Origin of the sequence: Pseudarthrobacter oxydans, assembly GCF_030812335.1 — a bacterium.
Taxonomy (GTDB): domain Bacteria; phylum Actinomycetota; class Actinomycetes; order Actinomycetales; family Micrococcaceae; genus Arthrobacter; species Arthrobacter oxydans_B.
In genome coordinates this window covers 31,037-54,535 of the sequence record NZ_JAUSSN010000017.1, presented here as the reverse complement: position 1 = coordinate 54,535, position 23,499 = coordinate 31,037, and the positions used below count along the sequence as shown (strand labels likewise).

16 protein-coding genes and 5 pseudogenes are annotated in these 23,499 nt (G+C 61.8%); 9 read left to right on the top strand and 12 right to left on the bottom strand.

Features of this window, described 5'->3' with window-relative positions:
* Positions 1-471 (top strand): hypothetical protein (locus tag J2W14_RS20475; RefSeq protein ID WP_307465973.1); only part of this gene is annotated, 471 nt, incomplete at its 5' end.
* Between the two features lie 393 nt (positions 472-864).
* On the opposite strand, the gene J2W14_RS20470 is transcribed toward J2W14_RS20475, so the two are convergent.
* Together J2W14_RS20470 and J2W14_RS20465 are read right to left on the bottom strand one after the other, a co-directional pair.
* Positions 865-1,767 (bottom strand): metallophosphoesterase, encoded by a 903-nt coding sequence (locus tag J2W14_RS20470; protein WP_307465971.1) that lies wholly within the window; start codon positions 1,765-1,767, stop codon positions 865-867.
* A gap of 295 nt (positions 1,768-2,062) precedes the next feature.
* Entirely contained in the window at positions 2,063-3,232 is a 1,170-nt protein-coding gene (locus tag J2W14_RS20465) for a CBM96 family carbohydrate-binding protein (protein ID WP_307465969.1), read from the bottom strand.
* Between the two features lie 631 nt (positions 3,233-3,863).
* On the opposite strand from J2W14_RS20465, the pseudogene J2W14_RS20460 reads away from it, so the two are divergent.
* Positions 3,864-4,570, top strand: a pseudogene (locus tag J2W14_RS20460) (DDE-type integrase/transposase/recombinase); the annotation flags it as partial.
* A 145-nt stretch (positions 4,571-4,715) separates the two neighbouring features.
* On the opposite strand, the pseudogene J2W14_RS20455 reads toward J2W14_RS20460, so the two are convergent.
* Positions 4,716-4,853, bottom strand: a pseudogene (locus tag J2W14_RS20455) (IS3-like element ISMysp3 family transposase); the annotation flags it as partial.
* Positions 4,854-5,650: 797 nt separating this feature from the next.
* Here J2W14_RS20455 and J2W14_RS20450 point away from each other — a divergent pair.
* Positions 5,651-7,012, top strand: a complete 1,362-nt coding sequence (locus J2W14_RS20450; RefSeq protein WP_307465967.1) for a sensor histidine kinase — start codon at positions 5,651-5,653, stop codon at positions 7,010-7,012.
* Here the strand turns inward: J2W14_RS20450 and J2W14_RS20445 are convergent.
* From J2W14_RS20445 to J2W14_RS20430, 4 genes and pseudogenes are all read right to left on the bottom strand, one after another.
* A complete protein-coding gene (locus J2W14_RS20445) occupies positions 7,009-7,680 on the bottom strand; it encodes a response regulator transcription factor (protein WP_307465964.1) in 672 nt (223 codons plus the stop codon). The genes J2W14_RS20450 and J2W14_RS20445 overlap by 4 nt on opposite strands.
* Before the next feature lie 865 nt (positions 7,681-8,545).
* Positions 8,546-9,516: pseudogene (locus J2W14_RS20440) on the bottom strand (IS3 family transposase).
* Positions 9,517-11,659: 2,143 nt separating this feature from the next.
* Positions 11,660-12,121: an ester cyclase gene (locus J2W14_RS20435; RefSeq protein ID WP_307465963.1), complete on the bottom strand. Its 462-nt coding sequence runs from the start codon at positions 12,119-12,121 to the stop codon at positions 11,660-11,662.
* Positions 12,122-13,128: 1,007 nt separating this feature from the next.
* Positions 13,129-13,311: a hypothetical protein gene (locus J2W14_RS20430; RefSeq protein ID WP_307465960.1), complete on the bottom strand. Its 183-nt coding sequence runs from the start codon at positions 13,309-13,311 to the stop codon at positions 13,129-13,131.
* Between the two features lie 302 nt (positions 13,312-13,613).
* Here J2W14_RS20430 and J2W14_RS20425 point away from each other — a divergent pair, with 302 nt between their 5' ends.
* The 4 genes from J2W14_RS20425 to J2W14_RS20410 all read left to right on the top strand — a co-directional run bounded on the left by J2W14_RS20425 (position 13,614) and on the right by J2W14_RS20410 (position 17,852).
* Entirely contained in the window at positions 13,614-14,873 is a 1,260-nt protein-coding gene (locus J2W14_RS20425) for a serine/threonine-protein kinase (protein ID WP_307465957.1), read from the top strand.
* The gene (locus tag J2W14_RS20420; RefSeq protein ID WP_307465955.1) at positions 14,870-15,403 is read left to right on the top strand and encodes a hypothetical protein; all 534 of its coding nucleotides are present in this window, start codon (positions 14,870-14,872) and stop codon (positions 15,401-15,403) included. Before J2W14_RS20425 ends, J2W14_RS20420 begins: the two co-directional genes overlap by 4 nt.
* A gap of 92 nt (positions 15,404-15,495) precedes the next feature.
* Positions 15,496-15,762, top strand: a complete 267-nt coding sequence (locus tag J2W14_RS20415; protein WP_307465952.1) for a GlsB/YeaQ/YmgE family stress response membrane protein — start codon at positions 15,496-15,498, stop codon at positions 15,760-15,762.
* A gap of 1,301 nt (positions 15,763-17,063) precedes the next feature.
* Positions 17,064-17,852, top strand: coding sequence for a hypothetical protein (locus tag J2W14_RS20410; protein ID WP_307465950.1), 789 nt, complete (start codon positions 17,064-17,066; stop codon positions 17,850-17,852).
* Positions 17,853-17,854: 2 nt separating this feature from the next.
* Here the strand turns inward: J2W14_RS20410 and J2W14_RS21275 are convergent, their stop codons facing one another.
* Together J2W14_RS21275 and J2W14_RS20400 are read right to left on the bottom strand one after the other, a co-directional pair.
* Positions 17,855-18,043, bottom strand: coding sequence for a helix-turn-helix domain-containing protein (locus tag J2W14_RS21275; protein WP_370871364.1), 189 nt, complete (start codon positions 18,041-18,043; stop codon positions 17,855-17,857).
* A gap of 9 nt (positions 18,044-18,052) precedes the next feature.
* Positions 18,053-18,404 (bottom strand): annotated as a pseudogene (locus J2W14_RS20400) (recombinase family protein); the annotation flags it as partial.
* A gap of 125 nt (positions 18,405-18,529) precedes the next feature.
* Here J2W14_RS20400 and J2W14_RS20395 point away from each other — a divergent pair.
* Positions 18,530-19,452 (top strand): annotated as a pseudogene (locus J2W14_RS20395) (transposase); the annotation flags it as partial.
* A 157-nt stretch (positions 19,453-19,609) separates the two neighbouring features.
* A complete protein-coding gene (locus J2W14_RS20390; protein WP_307465948.1) occupies positions 19,610-19,990 on the top strand; it encodes a hypothetical protein in 381 nt (126 codons plus the stop codon).
* Between the two features lie 170 nt (positions 19,991-20,160).
* Here J2W14_RS20390 and J2W14_RS20385 read toward each other — a convergent pair whose 3' ends face one another.
* From J2W14_RS20385 to J2W14_RS20375, 3 genes are all read right to left on the bottom strand, one after another.
* Positions 20,161-20,850: a PAS and ANTAR domain-containing protein gene (locus tag J2W14_RS20385; RefSeq protein ID WP_307465946.1), complete on the bottom strand. Its 690-nt coding sequence runs from the start codon at positions 20,848-20,850 to the stop codon at positions 20,161-20,163.
* A gap of 5 nt (positions 20,851-20,855) precedes the next feature.
* The gene (locus J2W14_RS20380; protein ID WP_307465944.1) at positions 20,856-21,068 is read right to left on the bottom strand and encodes a YegP family protein; all 213 of its coding nucleotides are present in this window, start codon (positions 21,066-21,068) and stop codon (positions 20,856-20,858) included.
* A gap of 1,137 nt (positions 21,069-22,205) precedes the next feature.
* Entirely contained in the window at positions 22,206-22,664 is a 459-nt protein-coding gene (locus tag J2W14_RS20375; protein ID WP_307465942.1) for a hypothetical protein, read from the bottom strand.
* Between the last annotated feature and the right edge of the window lie 835 nt (positions 22,665-23,499).

Below are 23,499 nucleotides of genomic sequence, written 5' to 3'. Positions count from 1 at the left end.
GTCACCGTCCCCGTCGGCGCCGACGGGAAAGTCGCCCTCTTCAACCGCTCCACCGGCACCACCAACTTCATCGCCGACGTCTCCGGCTACTACCTCGCCGGCACCCCGACAGTGGCGGGAGCGTTCCAGCCCACCGCCCCGTTCCGGGCCCTGGACACCCGTTCGGGTGCTCCGGCGGGTGCTGACTCCTCGGTGTCCTTACAGGTCGGCGGGGTCAACGGGATCCCCGCAAACGTCTCGGCCGTGACATTCAACCTCACCGTCACCGGGCCCCAGTCCTACGGGTTCGCGGCGGCCTACGCCTCCGGCACCACCCGCCCGAACTCCTCCAACGTCAACTTCAACGCCGGACAGACCGTCCCGAACTCCGTCACCGTCCCCGTCGGCGCCGACGGGAAAGTCGCCCTCTTCAACCGCTCCACCGGCACCACCAACTTCATCGCCGACGTCTCCGGCTACTACCTGCACTAGACCGACGCCGCCGTGCAGGCACCGGCACGGCGGTAACGGTATTTCCCCAACGGGGACTCCCCCACAATGGACGCTCTTGCCTGCGGCTGTGACGTTGGCCTGGTCGATGCCGAGCTTCGTGGAAAGGCCTGCAGCCAGGCGGCCCCGGTTCCCGCCGTTGGCGCCGCCCCCCCCGGCCGTTGTCCGGTGTGTCGGTTGCAGCGCTGGAGCTCGTATCTGGAGCGGGGGCGGGACCAGTAGTCGCGGAAGCCATGCCTGCCACTCCCAGGCCCATGCCCATGCCCATGCCCATGGCTGAAGCTGACGCGCCGGCCCACGCCTCTGAGGACGGTGGCCGCCCGGTCGCTTAGTTATGTTGCCCCTGGGTCTGAGAGGGCTTGGCGGTGGCCTTTACTACGGTGCGGAACGCGTGCCTGCGTCCGTGCCCGACCCCGACGTTGGAACGAAGTTCCAGTCGAAAGACCCGTTGTCTCGGAGTGTCATCCGAAGGAACCCGTGGGTGTCGCTGAACCGCTTCACGATGTACGACGGACTGCTGGTGAAGGGGCGCAGATCGACACCTCCCGTGGAAACCTGGAACGCGGTCATCCCGTCACTGACGCACTGGTCGGCGTTGTTCACCGGACATGAGCGTTCGTAGTTGTGTTGTGACCCTGACAGGGTCAGACGGACCCGGTGCTTCCACATCACGTCGATCCACGGCTTGTGGTCAGAGGCCCGGTCATGCTCCCTCGTGTTCGACGTGAAGTACGGTTCGTGGTGCACGACTGCCAGGTGCTTACCCGCCGCTTTAGCAGCAGCGAGGTCGTTGTCCAGCCACGTCGTCAACGCCCGAGCCTGCGAGGGGTTGTACCGCCAGTGCGCGGACGACAGGAACGCGAAGTGCCAGTTCCCGAAGTCCTTCGAGTACGGTTTCCCGTTCCTGATGAACCCACGCTGCTGGTTGATCGCAGCCTTCGCCGTAGACCCCGGGCATTGGCCATTCATGAAATTGCCGAGGTCTTCGTTGCGGCCGGGTTTCCAGTCGTGGTTGGGTGCGGACACCCAGTACAACTTGGGCTTCGTGCCACCCCACAGCGGCGTCCAGTACTTCACGTAGTCAGCGCAGTACGCGGTGTCGTATTGGAAGTCCCCGAGCCCTAGGAACGCGTCAATCTCGTTGTTCTGCACGAGCCGGGTGATCGCCGCACCGTTCCGACCGGACGGGCTATCAGGCGCGTAGTTCCTGACGCCGTTCATGTCACCGACAGCAGCGATCCGAACATCAGTGATCCGACCGCCGATGGAGAGGGACACGGCCCAAAGGCAAGTGACGCCTAAGAGGAACGCGGAAACCCCAGCGATAACACGGTTGCGGCGCATGGGGCCTCCCTTCGTTGGGGGGTGCGGTGTGTACCACTTCGGGCATATCGGGGGGGTCCGCCCTGTATGTTCGTTTTTCGAGTGTAGAACAACCCCGGACGCTGTTTACCTCGCCATGCCTCTGGCCCGGGTAACCGAATCACCTGGTAAAGACCACGGCGATGACGTCATCACGGCCTCCTGTCGAAGTACCTGGGCGACTAGGACGGGTCTTTGAAATGGTGGATGTTCAGCCCGCAGCGTACACGCGGACCCAATCCACCCGCATCTCGCCGGCGCCGTTGGCAGTGCTGTCAGGGAACCAGTCCAGTTGTAAGGTCTGGTGCATCGGACCGGGAGGCTGATGCGCGGGGTCGGTGTCTTCAAACCACTTCACGCCATCAACGTAGCCCACGATTCCGCGCGGAGACCAGTCAAGCGCGTAGTTGTGCAACTGCGTAACGTCCAGAGGCTTGGACGATGACGTCTGCAAGTTCGAGCACCCATAGTGGTGGAAGAACTTAATGACGTTCCAGTCGCCAGTCGTCTCCGCGTAGTCAATCTCGCCGTCACACGGCCAATTTTCACTATCGGGCCACAGGATGGACACCATATGGTATTCGTTATCACCGGACCCGGCCGCCCGGACTTCCCACCGCCCGTACTTCTGGTTTGCAAACTTCGCACCCATCCCAGCAGTCGTGCCATCCTGAGTTCCAGTCATGACCATTTTGGAACCATCCACGGTAACCTGCTGAAGACTCCGGAAACCGTTGCCCGCGTGGCCGGCACTGTTGTAGACATTCCACTTCGTGGCATCGGGCGCGCGAGAATAATTGAACTCGTCCCCAGCTACGCGCGCGCCCCACCCATGGACTACGGCAGCCTCCATGGAGGTCACCGTGTCAGGCGCAGTCGTCACCACGAGTCTTGGGCGCAGGGCGGAGTTCGACGATTCCTTAGACTTGAACCCGATCCACTTCCGTGCGTTGCTTTCCAGCTTGAAGTTCTGCTCGCCGCCTTTCGCATTGATGCCCTTGGTTACATCCCATTCAACCCAGGAGCCGGTGGCGAATCCGCCAGCCTTCCCGAGCCATGTCCCGCGTGCCGGTGCGTTATTCCAAGTGACGCCCCTCTCCGTCCAGCCGCCAGATGTAGTAAAGACATCCACGAACTCAGTAAAACTTGTAGATGTCTCGGAATACGCCCGAAGTTTGGCTGAAACAACATGTTCGCCAGCGGGAACTTGCACGGAGAACCGTAGAAGCGAGTTCCGCCAGATATACGCACGGCCTTCTGTAGATAAACGAATGCTGGCCCCAAAGTTCGAAGTCGCCCTGTCCGCCTGCACGTAAGTGTCCATGAGCAACGAGGTTGTCGCTGCGGCGCTTGCGGTTGTCGGAGTGATGATTGCAAACATAATCAGAATGGACGATGCAGCCGCTACGCATTTACGCCGGAACTTCATGCCACGTCGGTTCTGCTGAGTTGGCAACGCCGGAACACTCGTAGCCTTCATCTTTATCGCTGTTTCTACTAGGTATTTGATGTATCCGGCTCCCCGGAGCCAGCCTCGACCGAGAAAAGCGGGTGACATCGCTAAGAAGGATGGTGGTCGAACTGTACCGGGGATCCGCTGACGCCAACAAGAGGGCGGACGTAAGACAAGTAGTAGCTAGTAGCAAACCCAGTGGTAACACTCGATCGGGGATGAGTGGTTGATGCAGCAGGCCGGTCGCGATGACGTTGTGGGTGATCTTGCCTGTCACAGCTGATCCAGTGATCGTGTTCCCGGAAGCCGGGCGTTCTGTCATTTTCTTCGATGACCTTTCCCTCTTCGCAGGGGCAAAGGGACTCCATAGCGCTCGATCGTCCCTGAGCCTGCACCCCATCCCTGGGTGTCATCTTTACTGCTGCTGACAGACGCAGTGCGAATGCTCATATCCCAGGGCTGCGACTTTAGCGATGGTTGGGTCCCCGCGTTGGAGTCCAGTGCTTATGTGAGTTTCGTGTCCGAGAAAGGAATGGACGCAGGAGGAAATTCACGAGTCATGGCCCGCAGGCACACCCCCGAGCAGGTCATCGCCAAAGTCCGGCAGGGCCAGAAGATGCTCAATGACGGACGCCCGATGGGTCGAGGTCATCAAGGAGCTCCAGGTCACCGAGGCGACTTGGTACCGCTGGCTGAACCAGTACGGGTCCGAGAAGAACGCCGAGACGTCCAAACGGACCAAGGAGCTGGAGAAGGAGAACGCCCGACTCAAGCGCCTGCTGGCGGAAAAGGAACTCGCCATCGACATCCTCAACGACGTGGCCAAGGGAAAATTCTGAGCCCCGAACCCCGCCGCCGTGCCGTGCGCATGGCCGTAGAGAAATTCGGGGCATCCGAACGCTTCGCCTGTGCTCTTCTGGGCCAGAACCGCTCCGCCTTCCCGGCACATCCGGTTCTTCAACGTCATCGACGAATACACCCGCCCCGCGCTAGCGATCATCCCCGCGCAGGTCGTTCAAAGCCGCCGACGTGGTTGCCGTGCTGGAGAACATCATCGCCGAAACCGGCACCGCACCTGCCTACGTCCGGTGTGACAACGGGGCCGGAATTCACCGCCGCAGCACTGATCGAATGGTGCAACTCCGCCGGCGTCGACACAGCATTCATCGACCCGGGATCACCCTGGCTGAGCGGCTTCATCGAATCCTTCAACGCCCGATTCAGAAGGGAACACTCACCGGAGAAATCATGGACACCATGGCTGATGTTGCAGCCCCAGTCCCTTGGGCCAGCCGCTTCCCCTGTCGGCAACAGGCGTCGGCATGGATCGTCGGTCATAAGAGATGCCCGCTGTGGATAGTCACTCGTTCGTGTCCGAAGCGCCCCCGTCAAGAATTATCGAATACCCGACGATCGTGGATTCGGCGAGGGCGTTGTCGTACGCGTCGCCGATGCTGCCGACGGAAGCCGCCAGGCCTTCGAGCAGAAGTGCCTCTCCGAATCGGATCGAGGTGTATTGGGATCCGGCGTCACTGTGATGGACCATACCTTGCCGAGGCGGGCGGGCCAGACCTCCGCTGCCCTGTTTGCATTATCCCGGCGACTAAAGGCCGGCGATGTGTCCAGCTTGGTCTACACCGGGACCCTTGGATTTCGGTTTCCCCACACTTCTCCGCCGGCGTCTGCCTCAGTTTCACCGCTCCAGGGGTGACGAGTATTCATCGCTCTCTCCCAGTGCCAGTAAGGACGCGATTGCTTTTGATGTGGGGTCATTGTGGGAGTTCAGACGCCAGGAAACCCTAGCCACGGAATCAGTAGGCGCAGCAGCAGTTCCACGTCGGGAGGCACTCATCATGGCTGCACTTACTTCCTTCCTATATCGCTCCCACAAAATTTCACTATGAAGCGGACAGGCGAGTTCCATCGGTCGAGCCGCTAGCTGGTCAAAGGTAATTGGTCCAAACGGGTCGTGATGAGGCGATAACTTCACGCCTGTCTCACCGCAGCCAGCAACGGGACACTGATTCGAAGTGTTCATTTCCATAGTTCCTCTCTTGCGGGTACTTCATGAATTTTCATTGATGGAACATTCATCGTCCGGCGCTCTCTCGTGTCGCATTTGGTCATTCCACATCCAGTTCCCTTCCATAATGCGGCCGGGCTCCTGAGAGGAACCTGAGACCGGCATAGGCTCCCATTGCATCGGGACGGTTCAGGCTGAATCCTTGGACTATGGTTCAACCGAATCCGTCGCCCGCCGCCGCGCTTCCGGGGAGGGGACTGAAGCAACCACGGCGAAAGCGTGGCGTGCGGCGTGGACTCCGATGGCAGTCCACTGTCGCGGCCATGGCCGTCGTCGCCGTCGCCATGCTGACCGGAGGGCTACTGCTGCTCCAGACACTGGAGTCGGCGCTCGTCTCCAGTACTGACAGCCTGCTACGGTCCAAGGTCCAGGACGTAGCGGTCCTGATTCAAAATGACCATGCCGAAGATGCCAACCGGGCGGTCGCCGGCACCGTAAATAAAGACCCCTTGGTGCAAATCCTCAATAGGAGGGGAACTGTTGTCGCGGCGTCCGAGCCCAGGCTATTGGAGGCTCCGCTGAGTTCTCTCAGACCGGCTGCGGAGCAGATCGCGACCGAAAACGTATCGGCGCCAGGACTCCTAGGGGACGCCGACGAGCGCTACCTTGTGGTGTTGGGCGTCGAAGACGAAGGCAGCAAGTACTGGGTTCTGGCTGGCCGGACCATTCAGCCCCAATCAGACACGGTCCGGATTGTCACCGGATTCTTACTGATTGCCATGCCGCTACTGCTGGCCGTGGTGGGCCTGTCCGTGCATTTCCTCGTCGGGCGTTCACTGCGCCAGGTGGACACGATCCGTACACAAGTCAGCCACATAGACGCTTCAAGGTTAAGCGAGCGGGTCGACGTCCCCCGGACGGGCGACGAGCTGCAGGCCCTAGCCGCCACAATGAACTCCATGTTGGACCGGATCGAAACAGCCGATCAAAGGCAACGCCAGTTCGTCTCCAATGCCAGCCACGAACTGCGGAGCCCGCTCACGACAATCCGCACAGGCTTGGACATCTCCATCGCTGACGCCTCCGGAAAGACATGGCGGGGCATGCAGCCGATCCTTGCCGAAGAGACGCAACGGTTGCAGGACCTCGTGGAAGACCTCCTAACCTTGTCCAAGGCCGACGACGAAGGACTGGCCGTCCGCCGTGAGGATGTCGACCTCGACGATGTTCTGGCCACTGAATTGCGCAGGGTGAACGCCACAAGCAAGCACCGCATCGTCGCTGACCTGGTTCCGGCCAGGATTGCGGGAGACCCGGCCCGGCTGAGTCAGGCCTTTCGGAATGTGCTCGACAACGCCGACCGCCATGCCGCAGGGACCATCGCCGTGAAGCTGTCGGTCATGGTTCAGACAGTGGTTGTGACCATCGATGACGATGGAACCCCCGTACCGGTGGCCGACAGGGAAAGGATCTTCGGGCGATTCGTCCGCCTTGATGAGAGCCGGTCACGCCACCGGGGCGGAAGCGGCCTCGGTCTGGCGATCGCCCGTGGCATCGTGGAGGCCCACGATGGTCGCGTTATTGCAACCGAGACGACACAGGGCTGGTGTCGCTTCGAGGTCAGTTTCCCGCAAATGGCCCGGCCGGCCGCCGCGCCCCATGCCGATCTGCCCATCGGACTCTAATCGGCGCTGAGTCTGTACCCCATGCCCCGTACAGTCCTGAGCGAGTTACAACCGAACGGCTCATCAATTTTCCTCCGCAAGTACCCGATATACACCTCAACGACATTGTCCCCGCCTCGGAACTCCGGGTCCCAGACGTTGTCGAGGATCTGAGCCTTCGACAAAACCTCGTCCGGCTTGCGCATCAGATAAACCAGCAGACCGAACTCCCGGGCCGTCAGGGAGATTTCCTGCCCGTTCCGCGTCACCTGCCGCGTTGTCGGGTCCAGCCTCAGCGAACCCACTGCCAAAGTCACCGGCCGTTCCGGAGCCCCTCTGCGAATGAGTGCCCGCAGCCGCGCGACCAGCACCAGGAAGCTGAATGGCTTGGTCAGGTAGTCATCCGCCCCCAAATCGAACGCGTCGGTTTGGTCGTATTCACCGTCCTTGGCCGTCAGCATGATCACCGGCACCCAGTTCAGCCGCTCCCGCAGCTGCTTCAGAACCGCGTAACCATGCATCCCCGGAAGCATCACATCCAGTACGACGACGTCATAGAGATTCTCCGTGGCGGCCCACAAACCATCAACACCGTCATGGGAAACGTCCACGACGAAGCCGGCGGCCGTCAGCCCCTGCCGGATCGTCTCAGCCAGCAGGACCTCGTCTTCCACAAGCAGAACCCGCACAGTTGACATCCTCTCACCTGCACTGCGACAAGCATCAGTGTGCTGTTGAACGAACGACGACTCCAGAAGGTTGCCGGACTAAGCCTCCCGAAGAGATCACACTCCTTGTATCGCCGCGGGTCAAGGCCCGACCGGCCGAACCGTCCGGTAAGGGGCACCCCGTATATAGCCCTCAGTCCATCCCGTAAGCCGGAACCCCACCGGCGAAAACGCCACCCAAAAATTCCAGATCACGATCTCCGCGTTTCCGCGGTCGGTCGATTCCCGTAAGACCCGCCCGCAAAATGCCCGGTGACGGGGGGCGGCTAAACGCTGCATCCAACACCACGACCGGACTCCTCATGCGATACGCCCTCGTGTCCACGAACGACCGCCGCGAACGTACTTGCGAGCAGTAAAGATCCGGTCTATGTCGTGGCCGCGCTGCTCGACCAGCAGCCTTTGACGCCGGGGAGGCAGAGCTCGTCGGATCTGATTGAGGGCAACGTGGCCAGCTCCCCGCCAAACCAGCGAGGGCAGCGAGGGCAGCGACGCCGGATACCAGAAGCCGGATGCGGCGGTGACGGGAAAATGGTGGCGGCGGCGGGCTAACTGACGGGAAGGCGATGGCAGCAGGCCCCACCCGTTCCTGGAAATCGCCCTCGAGGCCGGCTCCGCCTACTCACTGGCCAGGCTAAGCGACCAAATGATCTGATCCAGATCAGTTTCCGTGTCATGCCGTTCCCCCGCATTCCTGCATGAACAGGTATCAGAGCGGAAATTCCGGACCGGCCGCAACCCTCGCGCGGCCCTAGCCACCATGAACTGGTGAACACGAAACCCAACGGAAGGACGGGACTGCCCCGGCTTTTGTTGACTCGGGGTCTTAGGCCGCTGTGAGCGCGGTCCGGTTGATTGTTTCATATTCGATTGTCATGAGTTTTCGCAGCCGTCTTTGCCGTCGCCGGCGGTGGTAGGTCCGCTCGATCCAGGTCGTGATCGCCAGCCGGAGTTCCTGGCGTGTGAGCCACCGGTGACGGTCCAGGACGTTCTTCTGAAGCAGCGAGAAGAAGGACTCCATTGCGGCGTTGTCCGCGCACGCACCCACCCGGCCCATCGATCCGGTCAGCCCGTGGTGCCGGAGCGATCCAACGAACCGGCGAGACCGGAACTGGGACCCACGGTCCGAATGCACCACGGTCCCTGCCGGACGGCGTGAGCGCACCGCGTTCTCCAGTGCGGCCACCGCCAGCGAGGATTTCATCCGAGAGTCCATCGAGTAGCCGACGATCCTCCCGGAATAGACGTCCTTGATGGCGCAGAGGTAGAGCTTCCCCTCGGCACTGGGGTGCTCGGTGATATCGGTCAGCCACAGCTCGTTCGGTGCCGCGGCGGTGAAGTCCCGCTCCACCAGGTCATCGTGGACCGGTGGTCCCGGCTTCCGGTTCAGGCCACGCTTCTTGGAGAATACGGACCAGATGCCGTGGTCTCGGCACAGGCGCTGCACTCTGTTCCCGCCCGCCGTGATCCCTTTCTCGGGAAGCTCATCCGCCACGGGAACACCGTCGGCGGCAAGATCAGTGACTAGAGGGTAGATCATTTTGGGTTGATGTCCCTCGCCAAATAAGCAGCAGCCCGGCGAAGAATCTCGTTCTCCTGCTCCAACAGGCGGTTCCGCTTCCTCAGCTCCCGGATCTCCGCTGACTCGGCCGCTGCCGGGCCGGCCCCGGAGTGCTTACGTTCGGCGATGGCCATCCAACGCTTTAACGTCGTGACCGAAAGCCCGAAGTCCTTCGCAAGCTGCGCCACCTTATCGCCAGCTCTTGATGGACTACCCCCACTCACGCCAAGCTGGATAGGAGGGCATGTGGGCCCTCCTGGGATTGGGAGAAATCATGAGCACTAAGTGGGGTTTAGCCGGGATCGTGGCCGTCATTGCCGTAATGGCAGGGATCTTCGCGTGGTTCCTGCTGGGGAGATATTGATCCTCGCAGTTGAGAGCAGTGTCTGCCTACAGCTCACAGCTGCTGGGATAGCTCGCAATGGGACGTGAGCGGAGGGCACCGGGCGTCCCTTCGGATCCGCGCGAACAACTCCACTCTCGACTCCATCCAGACCTACCCTCCGCTGAATCCATCCACTGATGGAGTCAGCGTTGAAGGTGGTGCCACAAATAACCGTCACACGATTCCGGGCGAGTCACGAAGTAGGGCCAGACATGACCGTCCTACCCGGGCCACCCAAACCTGTCGCAGTCAAGGCGCTGGGCGCGCCACCACAACCAGTGACAAGGCAGCTTCACCTTTCGGTAACAGTCCAGCGCTCCGAGCTCGCTCCCGAGCCTCGTTCGAGTCCCCTCTTCATAATTTTGACGACCATAGGAGCGTCATGGGCACGGCAAAAGCCCAATCGCTCCTTTCCCGCACACATCTGGACGACGGGACCCACCCGACCAGCTGCACACAACCACCGCGTCGCCTCGGGTCAGATATCTCACCCTGGATGAGCGGAGGCTGTGTACAGCCTCCGAAAATGCGTTGCCGGGAACGGGCGAGTTTCACACCGTACAAGCCCTGCCGCTACCGACTTCCGGACCGAGCCAGTCACGTTTCTCAGGAGAATACACATATGAGAAAGGTTCGCCACCAGTAATGGGGAGCCATTCCACTCGTATGTGCTGGCCTGCGAGGCTTTTTCTGTCTGACCAGCACGTACGAGTGGCTGTGCTGGTACAGGACCGGAGGCGTTTTAAGCGAAGAAGTGTCGGCGTTTGTGCAGAGTTTGGAACCCGTGCAGTCACCAGCGAGTAGCGGATCCATAGGCCAGGTCGATCGCCGCGGACCCCTCGAAGAGTGCAAGCATTCAGCTGAACGTAGATCGACGTGAGACGAGGTTACAGATCTTCTACCCCTGGCTTGACGGACGCATACCCTGAGGTGAAACGTCGGTCAGCCGTCTCCCACACATAACCGGCCCTTCGCATTTAGGCGTGGTTTGTTTGTTTCGTCCTGTAGGCGCGAAGGCCATCATTGGAGGTACAGAGCGTTGCGATTTGTATCGGAGGCAGCCATGATCCAGGCCCTGCTGTGCAAGCTGAACATGCGGCACGAATGGCACGTCGAGCATGCCGATGACGGAAGCGTGTATAGGCGCTGCCGTCGATGTGGCAAGGATGACGACGAACGCAGCAAAGGAAGAGGCGGCGACTTCAGCCCGTGGGTAGGGCCGACAGGAGGGTGAGGTCACTCAGCCGACTTTTCTAGTGGTCTGTCTCAGTTTTGTTTGATTGGTTTTCGAGGGCAACGCTGCCGCGGGCTACTTTTGAGGACGGTGGGCGGTCGCGGTCCAGATCACTGGCTTGGGTTCGTTGTGAGCGGTCACAGGCACCGCTACCATGTGGAGCTAGGTCCTCGTCAAGGTCGCTTAGCAGTTCCTTAATGCGGCGTTGTCTTGCCTCCTGGCGTTCGACATCACGTGGCCGTCCCCGGAGCTGGACATCGGCGATGAGACTTTCCTCGCTGTCCAGCCGCGCCCGGAGCCGGCGACTTACTCGCTGGTGGTGGGGAATTTGGGCAAGAGAGTACGACGGCTCTGCGATGCGTTCTCCCAAAGCCTGGGCAGCGGATTAGGCGAAGCCGAATACTTGCGGAAGGCCAGGACCACCACGGCTGCCGGGCGAGATTTACCCATAATTCCGTGTTTCCCGTTCGGTGCGCGGCGAGTCCCTGACCCGGGACGGGCGCCTCGGCCGCGGGTCCCCGGCGTCGCGTCCGGCGTCCGGGGTCCGGCCTGAGCATGCGTGCAGCACGACCGGACCATATCCATGGGATACACCCGGCGACCCGCCACGAGAAGGCGGCTCTGTCCATATTTACCGCCGATAAGTGGACCGCGGACAGAGTCCAATTACCCGCATGCCACATCCCCTGAAGCTGCTTGATGTGGCGGCGGCCGCCGGGCGTGCCTCCCAGCCTGCCAGAGACAATTCGTCCGGAGAGGCTTACCCGTTGAGGCCCAACTGCTCGAGCTGGTTCAGGACGTCATAGTAGCGGCGCTCGTTGACGATCAGGCCTTGATCATCGATGCGATCGAAGAACGACATCTCGAACCTGACGGATCGGCCTGTAGGTGGGACCTCCCCGGACGGGAGCGTCAACGGGCCTCTGTGCGTGCCCGCAAGGGTCATCTCCGCCGCGACAGTCGACCCGGTGACCACGCTGCACGTCACCTCCGCCCGCAGGTCCGGGAAAGCGGCAAGGAAGGCCGAGAAATCATTCTCCACCGCGGCTCGCCCGCGCAGCGGATCGGCGTATTGCGGGTCGCGGACGACGGCATCGTCGCTGTAAAAGGGAGCGAACCGTGCAACATCGTGCGCATTGATGGCGGCGACCTGATCCTCGAGGACCCGCACGCTGGCAGCAGCCGCCCCAGCTGGGGCGGAATCGCTCTGTGAAGTGGTCACAATTGGCTCCTTTCAATGGGACTCCGACGATGACAATCGTCCTCCGAACACGCACGTGCCACAACAGGAAACTCCTTGGCACAGAGGCGGACGCCCCAATCGGCAAGGGCACGATCTTGAGCTAGGCCATGTTTGCGGCGGTAACAGACCGAATCGGTATCCGCACGACCCAGCGCCTCATTCCTTCTGGCCCTGGTCGGGACTGACCCCGGTCCTTGACCTAGCGAGCGGGTGCTCATTGACGAATCCAAGGAGGTCGGCCATGGTAACAAAACACTCAGAGGTGGTCCCATCGCGTGGGTGAGTAGCAGTCCGGCCGATTCTGGCGGCCACGACCGGCGACTGAGTGCCTGAACCGGGCCTGTCACGCCCAGTACACCGAGTCTTCCCCTGGCCCATTCGAAGTCCTTTCTCGGCCCATCCGAACAGTTGTCATCGACGCGGAAGTTTCCGTTGAGTATCCGTTGGCGGACCCGCTCAACATCGCACTCGACAGGGTTCTCGGTGAGATCGATCGTGGCCTCGTCCGGGCCGACGCTCGGAGTGTCGCGGATGCCGATCCGGAAAAAGCGTCCGTCGTCCAGTTGGCCGCTCAGATAAGCGTCAATCCCCTCCACGCGGAGGCAGTCTACGGTTCCGTGCACGGCAGGCTCCCTGGGCAGCTTGAAGGTGATGTTGCCGCTGGCTTCGAGCCGGTCTCCGGCGGACGGCACGTGGGCGCTGACGGTGATGTGGGCCGTGCCGTCCCCGAAGCGGATCGTGCCACCACCCGTGGCCCGGTCGAAGGGAGCAGCCGCGGTCGCGGGCGACGTTAAGGCGAGAAAGCTGGCGGTGAGCAGCGCGATGACATGTGGCTTCTACGCCAGTGATGTCCGGGCCCAAGGCACTGGAAGGCCACGCAAAGCGTGCCGAGACGCGGGTGTTGCCCTCATCAAGCGGGGAGAACACCGCGATGCCCGTATGGCTGTTCCCGGCGAACACGGCGGACCATGAGATGCACCGCTCACTCACCGGGCCAATAGCGCCACGGAGCTGCCGCGGTGCGCGTCCTTCGCTGTGATGACTTCCCGCGGCAGGGTTTGTGGGCTTCCTGCCCGATATGTAAAGGAACACAGACTGAAATTCTGCCCAGCCGCATAAGCGCAGCTGACCGGAACGGCAACGATGACCATCTCTTCGATGGCTTCCATTTGGTCCTCCGGGTCAAGCCTCACTGGCACTTCACGGGCACCGGACGGTCGGAAGGCCGCCCTTGGGGCAAGAGGCTAGACCCGCTGGTTACCTATGTCCACAACGTCGCTGATTTAGTCGCTGGTTTATGGCTGAAGCTCCGATGCGCCCTCCGGTGGTGCCGGAACTGTAATGCAACCGGGACCCGGTGCGGCGACTTCCAGCTCGAACCCTGCGGTTGGCGGGCGCCCGGCACGGCAACATAGTAAGTTGGCTTATGATTTGGGGTAAACTGTGCCGAAGCGCACCGGAAGGAACGGATATGGTGGCGGAATCGCCGAGCATCAGACTTGAAGTGGTCGGCGAACGTTACCGGTTGGGCGACGTTATCGGCCGTGGCGGCACGTCGTCCGTCTACCGGGCAAGGGACGAGAATCTGGGCCGGGACGTGGCGGTGAAGCTCTTCGCTCCTCAGGCGCCGGATGTGGACGAGCTCAAACGCCAGGAAGCTGAGATTCAGCTACTGGCGACACTGAACCATCCCAACCTCGTGACACTGTTCGATGCCGGCCTCGACGCCCGCATCCCGAACGAACCCCGCCCCTTCCTGACGATGGAACTCGTAGAGGGACAGGATCTGCGCAGCCGCATCCGGCACAGCGCTGTCCCGCTGGACGAGCTCGCGGTCATCGGAGCCGGGAGCGCGGACGCCTTGGCGTACGTCCACAGCCTGGGCATCATCCACCGGGACATCAAGCCGGCCAATATTCTCCTCGTGCAGACCCGCCCCGGGGAGCCGCTCAGGGCAAAGGTCACAGACTTCGGCATCGCAAGGATCGCCGATTCAACACGTCTGACGGCCACCGGGGCGATGGTGGGGACCGCGGCCTACCTCAGCCCTGAACAAGCCATGGGCTCTCCACTCAGCCCTGCCACGGACGTGTATTCGCTGGGACTGGTTCTGCTCGAGTGCATCAAGCAGGCCATGGAGTACCCCGGCAGCGCAGTGGAGTCCGCGGTGGCCAGGCTGCACCGCGCGCCCACCATTCCCGAGGACCTCCCGGCACAGTGGGCGGACCTGCTCCGGTCGATGACATCATTCGAGCCGCTGGAACGCCCGACAGCCCCCGAAGTTGAGACCGCGCTGCGCAAGGCACTAGTTTCACCGGCATCCACTCCCGGCGAACTGCCGCCGGAAACCGCGCCTGTGCTGCCGGCCCTGCCCGCCAGAGCACCCTTCACTACCCCCGGCCTCTCCGCCGCCTCAGCCATCGAAGAAACCCGCGGCCAGGACTACGGCAGCGCGGGTTTTTTCCTCCACACCCGGCAGCCGTCGCCGGCCACCGGTAATGACCAGACCAGGAACCCGGGAACGCACCCGGCACCGCGATCATCCCGTCGAGGACGCAAGGGCCGGCTCCTGGGCGCCGCCCTCCTGACCTTTCTTGCGCTGGGGGGCGGTGCGATCGCGCTCACAGCCGGCGTGGCGCCCTCCTCCCCCTCAGTTGTTGTCCCCTACCCGACGGTCACCGGCGCGCTCGGTGACCACCTTCAGGAACTTCAGAAGAGTGTGGAACCATGATCCGCTTTCAGGCCTCCCATGGCCCGCGCCCTCGAGCCCGGGGGCTTACGCTTGCCGTCGTCCTGCTGCTGGCGGCTTCGCTCGCCGGCTGTGCACCGGCCCAGACCGCTCTGCCGCACGACTCGGCCCGGCACTTCCAGGAACTGGTGCTGGGCGTGAGCCAGTCGGCGGCCGCCAATGACCATGCAGCCGCACTCAAAAGCCTCGACTCTCTGGAAACGGACGTGGCAACGTCTGCCGCCGGCGGTAACGTCTCCGAGGAACGTCGCCGCAGCATCATGACCAGCATCACCGCCGTCAGGGCCGACATCAATGCCGCCATTGACGCTGCCGCATCAGCAAAGGCGGCTGAGGAAACAGCAGCAGCCGCTGCTGCCGCAGAAGGGGAGACGGCCATGGCCGATGCGCAGGCGGTGACGAGAGCGGCCCAGGAATACACGGCACCGGTAGCCCCGATACCTGCGCCGGAACGGAAGAAAGGTAACGAGGGAAAGGGCAATGAGGGCAAGGGCCAAAACAAGAACGGCTGACCGGGCCCGGGTCATTGCGCGGTACTAAGCATGCTGATAGAACCGTGGTAACGGCCGCCTTCCACGACCGTGACTCGAAAGGACGTGCAGTTATGGGTTTTCTCGCGTTTCTCATCCTTGGTCTCATCGCCGGCGCCATCGCCAAGGCGATCCTTCCCGGCACCCAGGGAGGCGGCTGGGTGATCACGCTCGTTCTCGGCGTCGTGGGCGCAATCCTCGGAGGCTGGATCGGTTCACTAATCTTCGGCGGCGGCCTTGGTGATTTCTTCGATCTTCGGACGTGGCTGCTCTCCATCCTGGGTGCCGTCATCGTGCTCCTGATCTATGGCGCCGTTGCCGGCCGCAGAAGCAGGGCATAGAGGACAGACTGCTGGCCGGACCTCTCCGACATGAGGTCCAGCCAGCGGACCCATAGCGGATTGAGGCAACTCCGTCCTGCGGCAGCCGACGAGGCTATGACAATGAACAAAACCGCAAAATCCCGGCGGACCATCAATCGCCGTCTCCGAGAAGTCCACGAGGGAAACGTCCTGCGCCGCCGCCAACGCTGCCGGTGAGCGGGATGGCGAGCGCGGCGAGGGCGCATGGAGCTGCGGCCCGGACATGTCGGCAAGGGCAAGCCGGAGTAGGCCTTACGGCCCGGGCGTAAACTGAAGTCCCCTGCGTACACTGATGTTATAGTCCTCCGCGTTGAGCGCCCGCTCTTGGGAGCGCGTATGGCCGTGGATCCGTTTCAGGTTCAACTGGAACAGGAATAAGGGACACCAGATGTCGACCAGACCATTTTCGCGTCCGGAACCGAGCCTGAGCGGGCCCGCCCCGTCGCCTCTTCGCCTGGTGCCCCCCAGCGGGGTCGAATCACGCGATGGGAAGAAAATTCCAGACATACGCCGGCAGGCCATAGCCGCCATCGCGGCGTTGATGTCACTGACCGATCCTGAGAGTGCGGGCGAACGGGAACAACTTAGGACGCACGTGGAAGAGCACCCCGAGCAACCGGAAGTCGCTTTGGCCAAACACTTGTTGGCCCTCCGGCCCCATATGGATCGCCCCAAAGCCGGCGTGGGGCCCGAGCTCCCGTCGTCAAATGAAAAATCGGTCATGATGCCCCCGAACCGCCGCCACTAAGTCCTCTGATTCGCCAGGCACCTGGCCCCCGGTCCAGATGCATCATTGGCGACACGATGTTCATCGCCGAAACCGGTGCCCGCCAGCATTCAAAGCCCCGACGGCGGCATTTCAACCGTTCCTCTTAGCGACTCCGGCCGCCACATGGGTCCAGATAGGACTGCGATTTACCGCCAACCTGGGCTCAAAACAGATTGACATTCTCATGCGACCCGGTCTAATCCAGTGATCACCTCCAATTGCTTAGTAAGCCCCTCCCAGCCCACGGAATAGCTGCTCAATTGCTTCCTGCGATGTTGCAACGGCCAACTTCTTCTCCGGACTGTCGTCGGGGGTCGCGTGGCGGAACCCGGATGTTGTCCCACCCGGATCACCTGACGCGTCCGCGCTCTCGCATGGCGTCCAGGCAAGAGTCAAAAGTCGGGCCCAAAGCCCCTCGTGAACCAGGCTGAGTGCGAATAATTTTAGTAATATGTCCGGCCCGGGCCCCGCCGAAGCGAGCCCGGCAGATCATTGAAAGGCAGGACGCCTGATGGGCAGCGCAAGCGGTCCTGACGAAGCGCGCGGACTCGACGCAGACCGTGACGGCACTCCGGAACCCCTGAATCAAACGGAAAACCGCGCTTCTGACCACAGTCCTGACGACCGCATCTACGAAGAGACTGACAGTGTTCTCCCCTATCGCGAGAACACCAGGTACTTCGATGACACAGACGGCCCGGGCGACGATATTCTGCCAGGAGACCAGGCCGCCGCTCTCCGCGAAACCGTGATTGCCCGAGAAGAGGAGCGGTTCGGCGGCATCAAGATCGGCTCGGCCTTCTTCGGCTGGCTGGTCTCGACCGCAATGACCGTTTTGCTGGTTGCTCTAGTGGCGGCAGCCGCCAGTGCCGGCATTCTGCCCGGCACGGACCCGCTCCCCCCACCTGGCCAAGAATCATCAGGCGGCATAACCGGCATGATCGTGCTCCTGTCGCTCCAGCTCCTCGCCTACTTTTCGGGTGGTTACGTGGCCGGGCGGATGGCGCGGTTCAACGGCGTCGGCCAGGGACTCATGGTGTGGCTGTGGGGCGTCATCGGAGCCGCAGCGATGGCACTGCTGGCGATCACGGGCCAACACAATGTCCTGACCATCCTCAACAGCTTCCTTCGCCTTCCACTGCTCGAGGGCCAACTGAGTATAATCGGCATCATTGCGGCCATCGCGGTGGCCACCACAGCCCTGATAGGCGCCGTGCTGGGCGGGCTCACCGGAGTTCACTACCACCGGAAAGTGGACCGTGCGGGCTTTACTCCGACAGAGGAGTACTACCAGCCCTAGGCCTAAATGAGGTACCGGTAGACGGTGGCGCGGGAGACTCCGAGCATCCTGCCGATGTCGGAGGCACTGATTCCTTTGACTTTGAGTTCCTTGGCCCGGGCAGCGGCAGCGTCATCTACTTTGCGGGGTCTTCCGCCGTGGCGGTTGTTGGCCGCGGCCGCAGCGAGCCCGGCTTTTGTGCATTCGATCATCGTGGCGCGCTCCAGCTGCGCGAATGCGGCCATGATCGTGAGCATGGCGGTGCCCATGGGGTCCGGTCGTGTCGAGCCCTTCGGTCAGGGAACGGAAACCTGCTCCCCGTTCCCGGATGTCCTCGATGAGGTCCAGGACGTGGCGGGTGTTGCGACCCAAACGGTCGAGCTTCCATACGGTGAGTACGTCACCGGTCTCCAGCCGGTCCAGGGTCTTGGACAACTGCGGGCGTTCGACCGTGGATCCGCTGACTCCATTGTCGGCAAAGGTCCGGGATGCGCCGGCGGACTTGAGTGCAGTGAGCTGCAGCTCAAGGTTCTGTTCCGCGGTGTAAACCCTCGCGCATCCGATTACAGCCATGGGGTCCCCGTGTTCTCTTAATGCCGATCCATTTGGGGTTGTGAGACTACGTGTTGTTGGACGGGTTTTGAGATAGGGACGGTCCGTGTCGAACCGCGAAATTCGTGTCAGTTTCCTCTAATGTCTCCACCGCCGGCATGAAGCGCGCGGTGGCATGGATCGGCCGCAACACCACCGGGGCCGTGCTCGCGGCGGTAGAAGGCACAGGATCCTATGGTGCGTCCCTGACCCGTACCCTAGGCAAGGAGAACATCATGGTGGTCGAGGTCAAGCCACCTCGTAAGGAGGCCCGTGCCGGGGTCGGGAAGACCGATGAAATCGACGCCACAGCGGCAGCCATGGGCATCCTGGGCAAGGACCTGGAACAGCTGCTGCAACCACGCTCGGACGGGGTGCGGGCCGCGGTCAGCGTACTGCTGGCCAGCCGGCGCAGAGTCGATCAGCCGCGGACAGCCAGTGCAATGCCCTGAACGCGCTGGCAAGAACCATCGACTTGGGCATAGACTCCCGCACCGCCCTTACTGACCGGCAGGTGGCCGAAATCAGCAGCTGGCGGGCCCGCGCCACCGACAGCATCGAGCAGCAGGTCGCCCGCGAAGAAGCAATCGACTTGGCCAGGACCATCGTCGCGGCACAGGCCCGTCTGAAGCAGAACAAGGCCCGGCTTGCAGATCTCAACGAACAACTGGCACCCGGGCTGCAAGCCCAGCCAGGACTGGGGCCGGTGACCACCGGAACCATCCTCACCGCATACTCACACCACGGCAGGTTCAGGAACGAAGCCGCGTTCGCGTCCCTGGCCGGAGTGGCGCCCCTGCAGGCCTCCTCCGGGAACACCACCAGGCACCGGCTCAACCGCCACGGAGACCGTCATCTGAACATGGCCTTGGACGTGGTCATCAAATCCCGCATGCGATTCGACGAAACAACCAAAGAATACGTGCAACGGCGCACCGCCGAAGGACTGAGCTACCGGGAAATCAAGCGCGTCCTGAAACGGTACCTCGCCCGGGCCGTTTTCCGGCAGCTGCAACAACTTGCTGCTTGACACCAACCATAAAAGGTTCTCTGTCGTCTGCACGGAATGTCCACACTCGTCTGCACGACTCACTACACGTCCGTAGGGCGAACCTTGAATGGGACGTTCGCGCGACACTAAGCCACATCCGGCCGTAAACACGAGGGCAGGTGATTGGCTGGGCTGCATGGAAGAGAAGTTTGTGCGCTATGAGGCAAGCATGCCCAACGGCCGCGGATTCCACCCAGGCGTCTTCGCTCTCGCCAACGGCTTGGCCAAGGACGGGAGACTTAGCGCCGAGGACTGGGCATCCTGGCGTAGCGCGAACGATCACTACGACGCCGCATACGCGGACCCCTCGACGGTGGACGGATCCGTCTACGACCGTGCAATCAACCCGGCAGCCCAGTCCTGGTTCAAGCGTACGGCTGCGCATCTGGTGACTGGAGTGGAGTTCTACACGGATCTTCTACATCGCTATGGCGTCGGCTGGCGGGTGCTCTATTCGAATGATCCAGGAAAAGTTCTCTACGAAGACGACGTCCAGATCGTTGTCGCACCTCATTAGAGTTGTGACCCAATGGGTTGCTGGCAGCACGACAGACTGGCACCATTCCGGGGTTACGTTGAGGGAAACCCTCTGCGACACGGTCCACTAGGGGATCGTATTTGAGACGGAATGTGTCATCTTCCCACTAGAAGCCTTCTGCACTAACCACTAGGCGGTGGTTCCGATACCTATGCCAAACCCTCGCTGGGCCTGCCCCGGCGTTCCGCAGCGGCATGAGCTGTGTGGCGTTGAAGGTCATGGATGAACGCAGTGAGCACCGCCGCGTTGCGGGCGTCTTCGGCGAGGCCGACAAGCTGAGAGGCGATAGCGGCCAGTTTTTTGTTGGTGTGGTTGCTGTGGACACAGAGCAGAGCGAAAGCTGCATCGGCACCGATGCTGAGCCGTCCCATAAGAATGCCCACGGCTCTTTCGATGACGGCGCGGGCGCGGACGGCTCCGGCGACGGCATCCCTGGCGGCCCGTTCAGTTTCGGCGCGAACAGTTGAGGTCAAGTCGACCATGATTCCCGTGATGGAAAAGAGCCTGCCGTTCGCGTCGAGGACGGCCTCCCCGGTAGTCAGTACCCTGCGTTCGCGCTGGCGGGAGTCAATCAGGCGGTGGTAGCTGGAGAAGTACCCCCCTACCTCGGCCAGGTCGGTGTGCAATTCCCGTATTTTTGCCCTGTCGCCCGGGTGCTTGTGCGCCAGGACGAGCTCAACGGTGGGCACGACCTCCCCGCGTTGGTATCCGTGGATCCGGTACAGCACATCGGACCACACCACCACCCCGGTCACGGCATCGATGAGAAACGCCCCCGCGGTCCAATCACTGGCCTCCAGCACGCTGGAGTACGTGAACATGCTGTCCAAAGTACTCATACCCTTCACACCAGTCCTCCGTGGGAATCCCCCGGCATGGGGCAAAGATCGGTGACCAAACCCATTCCGGCACACTCACGGACGACACGGATACCCTCGACAGCCGACACCTTGTCCGGGAACGGGCCGGATACCGCCACGACCGTCCCATCGGGAGCCTTCAACGTAAACCCGAAAGACAGGTTCCCGTCGTGAAAGAGCTCGAACGCTCCGATCATAGTTACCCCTCCGGACGCCCGGCGGAAAACCCAGGCGACCTCATCAAATCCGAAAGGCAACACTGTGCCGCGCTGGCCCGGTAACGGGAGAGGGCGAACCCCCTGCGACCCCAGCCACACCCACTTCTACGGTACGGACGAACCCGCGTACGGGCGAGTAGGCGGCGGCCAACCAGGAAGACCGGCGGATGGGTTCGGACAACTCGTCCAGGTTCCTCCAATGCCACGGGGAAGGTTTGCCCAGTCAGCTTCTGAAAATGACAAATCCCGACACTCCTGAGAGCCGTTGAAAAGCGGCGCGCCCATCTCAGTAATCGATCGTATTTGAGATGCTCGACGGTGTATCGGTGACGTGTCGCCCTGATCGATCCTCTATCGGGGCATCCGGACCGGCAGGAAGCGCAAACGCTTCCGACCAGACGGGCAGAGCCCCTTGATCCGGGCGCACGAAATCCCATCCCAAGACGATCGGGGCACCAACACTGTGCGCTGACCTGAGCCTGAACCTAACTTTGAGGCGTCAGCGGCCGCATTCCACGGTGCGACCGCTGGGGCCTTCGGCTATGCGGAATCGGGCAGATCCGCATCCTCATGGTCGCGCATCATGTCAGAGTCAGTGGCATTGGAAGCAGCCCAAACGCTCTGCGGATCCGCACCGCCATCCAAGGCCTCCGTCATTGCGTCGTGTAGGTCCATTCTCGCCTGATCAGCCGCAAAGTCCGCGGACTCACTGTCTGCGGAAGCAACCCAAACACGTGTCACACTCTCGTCCACATCAGCCTCCAAAATATCGAGTCCACAGCCCTCCCCAGCGGGAGGCAGATCGATTATAGCCATCCGAATCCCGCGGACTCCACATTTTGGGAGGCTGGTCGTACAACCAAATCCTCCGGCGGCTCTAAGAAGTCATACGGTCGCGGCAGGGAGGCTCGGCGCGGTAGTGCGTGGGAGTCACCACTGGTCCGCCGGGTCCTGGCAGTGGTGTTCACTGTTGCCGCAGTCGGATCGGTGGTGCTGGTATCCGTAGACCTAATCGTTGAGCGGCCTGCTGTCGGCGATCTATTTGTCGCCTTTCTCAACAGCTCGGCCGTGGGACTGTGGCGATGGAGTGTGCGGGGCGGCGGTATCAGATGAGCTTTAGGCGTATGTCAGCCTCATTGTCACTGACGACACGGTGAAAGGGCCGCTACCAACCGAAGGGTTGGCCCTCACAGTGAATTGCTCCGAACTGTTGCCGTCCGCGACATCCGCTAGGAACACCGGGTCGTTGAAACAAATGGTGCGTGTCGCGATCGGTTCACTGCCCGCAGAGAAGCCGCCACCATAGTCCCCCACGCCGTCTGGAGAGAGAATAAGCTCGTCGCCGGGATCCACCAGATCGCCGGTGAAGGTGAAATCGAAGCAGGCAAGGGTAAGCGTGCCCGATGCTATCTTCTTAGCTTTCAATGTGAGCGGGCTGCTTGCCGTGACATGAGGATCGCCGCTCAGTTTTAGTTCTTGCGTCTGTTCCGTAACCGCCGTGGCGGGCACTGCAAAGAACATTGCTAGTCCCAGGGTCAGTCCGGTCACTGTAGCGGCTGAGCGTCGATGAAACATTTCGCATCTCCTTTGAAGTGGTTCCCCCAGCGGTTCGTGAACCATACTCCGAATAGCCAAGACAAGGCTACGGCCAAGTGCCCCTAACTTCGGCTGACATAGGCTGATACGACAGGTGCCCACAGGCGCGCAAGGCGCAGGCGGAACTCTTCGAGGCCGCGCAGGAACCAGGCGTAGTAGACCTGCATGCCTGCTCCCACGATGGACAACGATGGAAGGACAACCTCGCGGCCGCGCATGCCCTGGCGGCCAGCAGAGGAAGAAGCTTCGCAGATAAGTCTCCATCCAAGGCGCCAAACCTCGATGACAAAGACCCAGAGGATAACGCTGACCAGTTCGCCTGTGACGAAGGGGGTCCCATTTCCTTGGAACCGGGAAATTCAAAGTGGGATGCTCCCCCAGTACAAGACTTGGCGGCGTGCCGCGTAACCTGGCTGTCCCGCAAGTTGTCCCACAAGTCCCGAGCCGAAGACCCGTCACGGCTGGAACTTTCGGGACGCTGCACCCCTGGCTCTCTGACTCCGCAGCCCAGCGCGCCCCTTGCCGGCGGCGTTGCAGCACAACTGTCTGCCACCGGGGCTACGGTATTTTTGAACAACGAACCCGGAAGGCCGTTATGCACCCAGATGCAGTGCACCAACTACTCACCCAACTTGATGGTCAGACATCCATCAATGACTATCTCACCCCAATCCCGGCGATAATTCCGGTCGAACTGAGAGAACCAACTGACGCTGAGCTGGCCAACTTCTTTACAGCAGAGACCCTATAGCTTCGTGCATTCGCCTTTGGCATTCCCGGCCTCGTGCGGGAACCCTCGCCTGTGACTTTCGGC

Coding starts and splice junctions, on each gene's coding strand:
- J2W14_RS20410 (WP_307465950.1), top strand. CDS start 17,064: ATGGGCAGCGCAAGCGGTCCTGACGAAGCGCGCGGACTCGACGCAGAC.
- J2W14_RS20425 (WP_307465957.1), top strand. CDS start 13,614: ATGGTGGCGGAATCGCCGAGCATCAGACTTGAAGTGGTCGGCGAACGT.
- J2W14_RS20465 (WP_307465969.1), bottom strand. CDS start 3,232: ATGTTTGCAATCATCACTCCGACAACCGCAAGCGCCGCAGCGACAACC.
- J2W14_RS20420 (WP_307465955.1), top strand. CDS start 14,870: ATGATCCGCTTTCAGGCCTCCCATGGCCCGCGCCCTCGAGCCCGGGGG.
- J2W14_RS20385 (WP_307465946.1), bottom strand. CDS start 20,850: ATGAGTACTTTGGACAGCATGTTCACGTACTCCAGCGTGCTGGAGGCC.
- J2W14_RS20380 (WP_307465944.1), bottom strand. CDS start 21,068: ATGATCGGAGCGTTCGAGCTCTTTCACGACGGGAACCTGTCTTTCGGG.
- J2W14_RS20390 (WP_307465948.1), top strand. CDS start 19,610: ATGGAAGAGAAGTTTGTGCGCTATGAGGCAAGCATGCCCAACGGCCGC.
- J2W14_RS21275 (WP_370871364.1), bottom strand. CDS start 18,043: ATGATCGAATGCACAAAAGCCGGGCTCGCTGCGGCCGCGGCCAACAAC.
- J2W14_RS20450 (WP_307465967.1), top strand. CDS start 5,651: ATGGCCGTCGTCGCCGTCGCCATGCTGACCGGAGGGCTACTGCTGCTC.
- J2W14_RS20430 (WP_307465960.1), bottom strand. CDS start 13,311: ATGGAAGCCATCGAAGAGATGGTCATCGTTGCCGTTCCGGTCAGCTGC.
- J2W14_RS20375 (WP_307465942.1), bottom strand. CDS start 22,664: ATGTTTCATCGACGCTCAGCCGCTACAGTGACCGGACTGACCCTGGGA.
- J2W14_RS20415 (WP_307465952.1), top strand. CDS start 15,496: ATGGGTTTTCTCGCGTTTCTCATCCTTGGTCTCATCGCCGGCGCCATC.